This window comes from Clostridium sp. MCC353, from assembly GCF_018785315.1.
Lineage (GTDB): Bacteria > Bacillota > Clostridia > Lachnospirales > Lachnospiraceae > CHH4-2.
In genome coordinates this window covers 24481-31874 of record NZ_WQPN01000028.1, presented here as the reverse complement: position 1 = coordinate 31874, position 7394 = coordinate 24481, and the positions used below count along the sequence as shown (strand labels likewise).

The following is a 7394-nucleotide window of genomic DNA, read 5'->3' as shown; positions in this document are numbered from 1 at the left end:
ATCCGCAGCAGTGATTGGAAAATCACTGCTGCGGATGCCCCTGTTTGAATTGTCAAGAACCACCCTCTGAACACTGAAGATAAGAATAGTAATATGCCCGCAATTGTAGTATAATGGTATTCGGCTGGTTTTTAGAAACAGGAGGATAAACAATGAATCCAATGCTTAAATACAGAGGTGGAAAGTCAAAAGAAATCCCCTATTTTATTGATAAAATTCCATCCGGTTATGATCGATATATTGAGCCTTTTTTTGGCGGAGGCGCTCTTTACTTTTACCTGGAACCGAAAAAGGCTGTTATCAATGACGTGAACACCAGGCTGTTTTCCTTCTACAAAGAGATGAAGGAGTGCTACCCCCAGGCCAGGGGACAACTGGATGAGATACAAGGTATTTACGAAGAAAACCAGAGGCAGTATGAGGCGCTTAAAAAAGAACATCCCGACGACCATATAGAGAATAAAAACGAGGCATTCTACTATTGGATGAGGGACATGTTTAACCATAAGACAGAAGCAAAATATCTGGATGCCGTGATCTATTTTTTTATCAACAAGACCGCTTATTCCGGGATGATCCGGTATAATGCCAATGGGGAATTCAATGTCCCCTTTGGCAGGTACAAAAATCTCAACACAAAGCTGATTACGGACAAGCACTATGAACTGTTGGGAAGGACGGATATCTATAACTGTGATTATTCTGAAATTTTTAATATGGCCAGGGCGGATGATTTCATTTTCCTAGATCCCCCATATGACTGTGTATTCAGCGATTACGGCAACGAAACATACAAAAATGGATTCGGTGAGGAGGAACACAGGCGGCTTGCTAATGATTTTAGGAATCTGCCCTGTAAAACCCTTTTAGTCATCGGGAAAACACCGCTTACGGAAGAATTGTATGGCAGCCATATCATTGATGAATACGATAAATCCTATGCGGTTAACATCAGAAACCGGTTTAAGACGGATGCGAAGCATATTGTTGTGACAAACTATTAAAATTGTATATTTGTGCCGGAGCCACAAATTGGAATCACAGCTGAGAATCTGAAATTCTCAGCGCGTGCCTGCGCAGCGCAAACTTTGCGCAACGCAAAATTTGCGCATCGTAAAATCTGCGCATCGTAAAATCTGCGCATCGTAAAATCTGCGCAACGCAAAATCTGCGCAACGCAAAATATGCGCATCAAAACGTTCCGGCATGGAGGATTAAAAGGGGAGGAGAGACGGGATGCTGAGCTGTAAAGCGGATTTGAGGAAGCTGGATGACACTAATTTAAAATGCGGGGAATGCAGAAAATGTTTGGGAAAATCGAAACTGGATTATCCCTTTGTACGGGATCTGCGAAATTCCGATGATCTTGTAAAAGAATTAATCCGGTATGTGGAAGAGAATACAGGGTATGTCTGCAGGAGAACGGAGATTGATAAAAATCCGGATATTAACGTTTATAAAAATGGAGACTGCCGGGAAATATTGTGCAGAATTGAAGCGAAATTTTTAGAGGGACAGGCTTTTATGAAGGCAAAAGTGAATCTGGGCTTGTATCCCAAAGAGGCGTTAGTGGTTGATGAACCCAAACTGCTGAGTTATTTTCAGTGTAAAGATGGCGATAGAAGAGCTGGTAAAAACATTCCGATTTTTGTGGTATGGAGATATGACCGGCCATGTGATGATGTGGGCGGAATCGTGGTGTTCCAGGAAATCGATGAATTGAGACGGTTACATAGTTTATATGGTGATAAGAGGGCATTTCGCCGCCGCACGGGCGGAAATGACTTTCAAAACGGTACGAGAATGGGAATCATCGATAAGTATCACTACTCCCTCAGGGAATGCCAGCCGATCGAAGCCCTGATTCCAACGATAAATAAAATTGAAAACAGTTAATAAAATGTAAAGGAAGTAGTCATATGAAATATCGCACCCGCTACCGCTGTTTCTTTTTAACCCTGATTTTGTTCAACCTGGCAGCCAACTTCGCCCATCCGGTGACGCCGACTCTGATTAAGGAGCTGAATCTTCATGATTACATGTTCGGCGCGGCGCTGGCGGCCATGCTGTTTTCCAATTTTCTCCTGTCGCCCTTCTGGGGCAAGATCAATACCTACATTTCGTCGAAAGTATCCATGCTGATCTGCAGCTGCGGATATGGAATCGCCCAGGTGTTTTTTGCTTTGTCGGTTACGGAACCCCAGATTCTGGCGGCCAGGATGCTGGCAGGCATTTTTACAGGAGGGGTATACACCAGTTTTTTGACTTACGTGGTCAACACGGCATCCAATAAAGACCGGGGGCGCTATCTGACAATCAGCGCGGCCATACAGAGTGTGGCCAGCGCATTTGGATATATGATCGGCGGCTTTTTAGGGGAAATCTCCGTGATGCTGGCTTTCATGAGCCAGGCGGCCATTTTGTGCGGCTGTGGAATCGTGTTCTTTCTGCTGTGTGTGCCGGATAATGGAATGGATTTACGATCGATTTCCCTGTCCTCTTTCGCTAAAGAAGCCAATCCCATGAATGCGATTCTGGACGGACGGAAGTTTATGACCGCGGCCTTTGCCATGCTCTTTATTGTCAATGTGCTGACGAACATCGGATTTACCTCTTTTGATCAGGCATTTAACTATTATCTGAAAGACGTGCTGGGATTGACCTCGTCCTATAATGGGATGATCAAGGCGGTTGTGGGCCTGATTTCCTTTGTATCCAATATGACGCTGTGCATCTGGATTTTGAAAAGGAAACAGGTGAAGAAAATCATGGTTTTGGTGATTCTGGTCTGCGCCGCGGGAGCGTTGGGAACCATTGTTTCCGTAAAGATACCGCTGATGATCGGGTTCAGCATTCTTTTGTATGCGGCTTATTTCGTCAGCATTCCGCTGATCCAGGACCTGGTGGCCAATCAGGCCGAACAGGAGCAGCAGAATCTTGTTATGGGATTTTATAATGCGACTAAGAATATCGGCGGTATGGCAGGTTCTCTGACTGCGGGATTTATTTACTCCGTCCATGCCAAACTGCCCTTTATAAGCACTCTGGCGATGTTTGGGGCAGCGGCGGTGGTCATGGGAATCTATGCGGGTTGGAAAGGGAAAAGCAGCCGGGCTGATTGAAGAAAAAGACCGGCGGGTTATCCGGTGACCGAATTTTTGCACTGACAGATATCTTTTTGAATGATATAATTAAGAAGTATGTATTTTACAGCTTGAAAGGAAACGATGGATGAGAAACATAGCGGAATATGTTGAGGCATATAAAAAGAAAGCGGAGGCATTCGTGAATGAAGAGGAGGTACGGATTGGCACCAATGAACTGATTAAGGAATTGATTAAGGATTTCGGGATCGCTTCTTTGGATGAGAGCCATGAGACCACGTCAGTTCATGGCGGGCGGGCGGACAGTATTTACTCCGATATCATTATTGAATACAAGACCAAGGGTACATTCAGGGGCAAAAAGGGCCGGGATGAAGCCGTTTATGGCCGGGATGCCAGGGATCATGGACTGAAGCATTACCTGATTAACTTTACTTTGGATGAATATGCAGCCGGAACCATTGACGATGCCATTTTCTGCAGCAGGATTGTGAATAAGGTGGGAATTGGGTTCGATGGGGAGGCTATGATCATAGCCAGGTTTATTCCTGATGAAATGCCTCAGGATATTTTTTCGGATAAGAAGACCAAGAAACTGCCGAAACAGCTTTCCAATAAACTGCCGCTCAGGCTTGTGGTGGAATATATGGATGATCTGGAAACTGCATTTAAGAAGATGGTGCTGCTTCTTCGGTCAACCGGCAGGTACTGCCTCTCTTCCTCCAACCTGATTAAGGAATTCGGGCCGGGATCGGAGATATGCAGGGATACGATCAAATATCTGTACGGTGAATTGGAGAAGGAATTTAAAGGCAATACGCAGATCAATACGCTTTACCGGGAGTGGCTGAGGATTTTCGGCGATATTTACGGGAAAAAGGAGACGGATTTCACCCAGTACAGGGCTTCACTGGCCCGGATGTACGGGATGAAGGCGAATCTGGACCCTCAAAAGACGCTGTTCATCATACAGACTTATTATAATATCGTGCTGAAGCTTTTGATCTTTAAACTGCTGGAATCGCTGACTGACCCTACCAGAACGTCCAAGGCCATGAGCAATATGCAGGAAATCAGATCATTGTTTGCCGGGGATTCTTATACCAAGGTGGAAGTGGATAACTTCTTCGAGGTGCATTTTTTTGAATGGTTTCTGTTTGATCCGGATTTTGACCAGAGGTATGTCAATGATATTGAAATCAAGCTGGATAATTTTGAGACAACCACTTCTGTTATAAAGAGCGAGGTGGTGGAAGACGTTCTGAGGGATGTTTACGCCAACCTGATCCCTACGGATTTGAGGCATTTGATGGGAGAATACTATACCTGCGGATGGCTGGTGGATTTTACCCTGAATAAGGTACATTATGAAGGGGAGAGGGGGATTTCCCTTTTGGATCCCACCTGTGGAAGCGGGTCATTTATCACCCATGCGATTAAACGGTTCAGGCAGAAGAACAGCGGGGAGCTGACCAATGGACAGATCATTGAAGAAGCGACTAAAAATATAGCGGGATATGATATCAACCCCATTGCGGTAATATCCGCGAAAACCAATTATCTGCTCTCATTGGGCGATATATCAACCTATGAGAAAGCCATTTCCCTTCCTGTATATATGTGTGATTCCGTGCTGGTTCCCACCGTGTACGCGAAACAGAATAAGGCGGATCACTGCATAAAGGTGAAAACTGTGGTGGGCACCTTTGAGATTCCGGTCATGAAGGACAGGGCACAGAGCGATTTGCTGCTCAATAAGGTTTATGAGTGCATTTATAAGGAGTACACCTACAGCCAGTTCTATGATCTGACAATCAGGGAGAAGCAGCTTGATTATGACGGGATTGACATGGTGCTGGTGCAAAAATTTTATGAAAAGATTCTGGATCTGCACCAGAAGGGAAAAAATGGATTCTGGGGCGTCATATTGAAAAATGCGTTCGCTCCTCTGTTTGCGAAAGACGGTTTTGACATCGTGATCGGCAATCCGCCCTGGATCGGCTGGAAATCCATGTCCGATACCTACCGGAAGCAGACCCTGGACGTATGGATGAGCTATGATATATTCGAAAAGAGCGCGTATGACAAGATCACATCCCACGACGATTTCGCCATGGCGGTTGTCTATGTTTCCATGGATCATTATGTGAAGGAGAACGGTAAAATCGGCTTTGTGCTGCCGCAGACATTTGTCAAATCGCCAAAAGGCGGAGAAGGGTTCCGAAAATTTGTGATTACCAGAGATGGAATGTCGGTTCCGTTCTGCATTGAAGAAGTGTATGACATGGATGCCATTAAGCCGTTCAGACGGTTCGCAACCAATAAAGCGTCTGTGATGATCTTTCAGAAGGACAAGAAGATGGTCTACCCGATGCACAATTATTACCTCTGTCTCCCGGCCAAGCCAAAGGAGATTGTGGATCATTATGATACATTTGCCGAAGCGATGGGCAAGATCAGAATGGAAAAACAGTCGGCCAAGCCCATTAGCGCAGACGATGACAGAAGCCCATGGCTGACATTTGAAGAAAAAGAGCTGACGGTTACGGATAAATACCGCGGGCAGTCGGCTTATAAGGGCAGAAAAGGGATCGAGCCCTGTGGGGCGAAGGGAACCTATCTGGTGGAGATCAAAGACACCAAAGGGGATTACGTGCTGATAGAGAACCTGGTGGAACGGGCCAGGCTTCAAAAGGCCAAGGACCTGGGGGTTCATCCGGGACTGGTGGAAAAGGATCTGGTCTATCCCATGATCGGCGGGCGGAATATCAGCAAATGGGGCATTAATTCCTACCTCCACATGGTAGTTCCCCATAACAATTCCGGCGAAGGCATATACCGGGGAATGGACGAAGGGGATTTGAAGGTCAGGTATCCGAAAACCTATGAATGGCTGTTTTATTTTAAAGACCTTCTGTATGAAACAAGGGTGCGGAGCGCCAAGTTTTTTGACCCGGAGCAGTTCCCATGGTACAGGCTGGATAATGTAGGGGATTATACTTTCCGTGATTATCATGTGGTGTGGAGGGAGCAGAGCAAGTCTATGACCGCCTGTGTCATCGGCTCCATCGATGATCCCCATCTCGGGAATAAGGTGGTGGTGACGGATTCCAAGGTGCTGGCTTGTGCATCCGATGATTTGAGGGAGGTGCACTATATCTGCGCCATTATCAACTCGCCTAGGATTATCAGCATTATAGACGCCTACACCATCGATACCCAGCGGGGAGTGGATATCTTAAATAATATCGCAATTCCCAAATATGATCCGGAAAATCCGGTTCATGGGCATCTTGCGGACTGCTCTATCAGGGCCCATGGCCAGTTTTTGGCAGATGATAAAGCGGGAATTGCTGAAACTGAGAATGAAATCGACAGGCTGGTGGAACTGCTGTTTGTGTGACAGACAGCAGAGCCCCGCATTTTATGAGGATATACTGGGATGAAGATATTGATTACGGGAGGAAATGGATTTTTAGGCTCCAGGCTCATACGCCGGTATGAAAAATGTTTCCGGCTTTACGCGCCGGGACGGGGGCGGATGGATATCACGGATGAGGAACAGGTGATGCGTGAGTTTCATACGTTTGGTCCCCAGGCCGTGATTCACTGCGGAGCGGTGTCAGATACGAAAGCCTGTGAAGTGGACCGGGAACGGTCCTTTCAGATCAATGTGAAGGGCAGCGGCAACATTGCCCAGGCGTGCAGGTCGGTGGGTGCGAAACTCATATTCTGCAGTTCCGACCAGGTTTATTCGGATTGTGAAGAGCAGTACCCCCATGGAGAGGCAAAGGAACTCGTTCCAACCCGCACATATGCCCGGCAGAAGCTGGAAGCCGAACGAATCTGCGCGGAAATTAACCCGGACACAGTCAGCCTGCGCCTGAGCTGGATGTATGACCGGAATACGGATTTGGCCCGGGAACACGGCAACCTGGCGGCATCCCTCCTCCAGCATCTTGCGGCGGGAGAGAAGCCATCCTATCCTGTTTTCGATTACAGAAGCATCACGAATGTGTGGGAAGTGGTTGATAATCTGGAATGCGCTCTCAGACTTCCTGCCGGAGTATATAACTTTGGAAGTGAGAACGATAAAAGCACTTATGAGGTGGCTTCAGCCATGGCGCGGGCCCTGGGTGCGCCAGAGGGAGCGGTTCTGAAAGATCATGAATCCTTCGCCAAAAGGCCGAGAAATCTCAGAATGGACATCAGTAAAATCCAGGGATACGGAATCCGTTTTTTAACAACTACAGATGGAATTGAGGCGGCTTTTAAAATATAAAAGCCGCC

General features: G+C 46.6%; 5 protein-coding genes. All 5 read left to right on the top strand.

Going from position 1 to position 7394, the window contains the following annotated elements; translation table 11 throughout:
• Window positions 1-152 precede the first annotated feature (152 nt).
• Window positions 153-1004: a Dam family site-specific DNA-(adenine-N6)-methyltransferase gene (locus GPL15_RS07215; RefSeq protein WP_215697457.1), complete on the top strand. Its 852-nt coding sequence runs from the start codon at window positions 153-155 to the stop codon at window positions 1002-1004.
• A 232-nt stretch (window positions 1005-1236) separates the two neighbouring features.
• Complete coding sequence (locus GPL15_RS07210; RefSeq protein WP_215697455.1) at window positions 1237-1896, top strand: hypothetical protein; 660 nt, start codon at window positions 1237-1239, stop codon at window positions 1894-1896.
• Window positions 1897-1919: 23 nt separating this feature from the next.
• Entirely contained in the window at window positions 1920-3122 is a 1203-nt protein-coding gene (locus GPL15_RS07205; protein WP_215697453.1) for an MFS transporter, read from the top strand.
• A 109-nt stretch (window positions 3123-3231) separates the two neighbouring features.
• On the top strand, window positions 3232-6507 hold the full coding sequence (locus GPL15_RS07200) for an N-6 DNA methylase (protein WP_215697451.1): 3276 nt from the start codon (window positions 3232-3234) through the stop codon (window positions 6505-6507).
• A 39-nt stretch (window positions 6508-6546) separates the two neighbouring features.
• The gene (locus tag GPL15_RS07195) at window positions 6547-7386 is read left to right on the top strand and encodes a sugar nucleotide-binding protein (RefSeq protein ID WP_215697449.1); all 840 of its coding nucleotides are present in this window, start codon (window positions 6547-6549) and stop codon (window positions 7384-7386) included.
• Window positions 7387-7394: the final 8 nt, after the last annotated feature.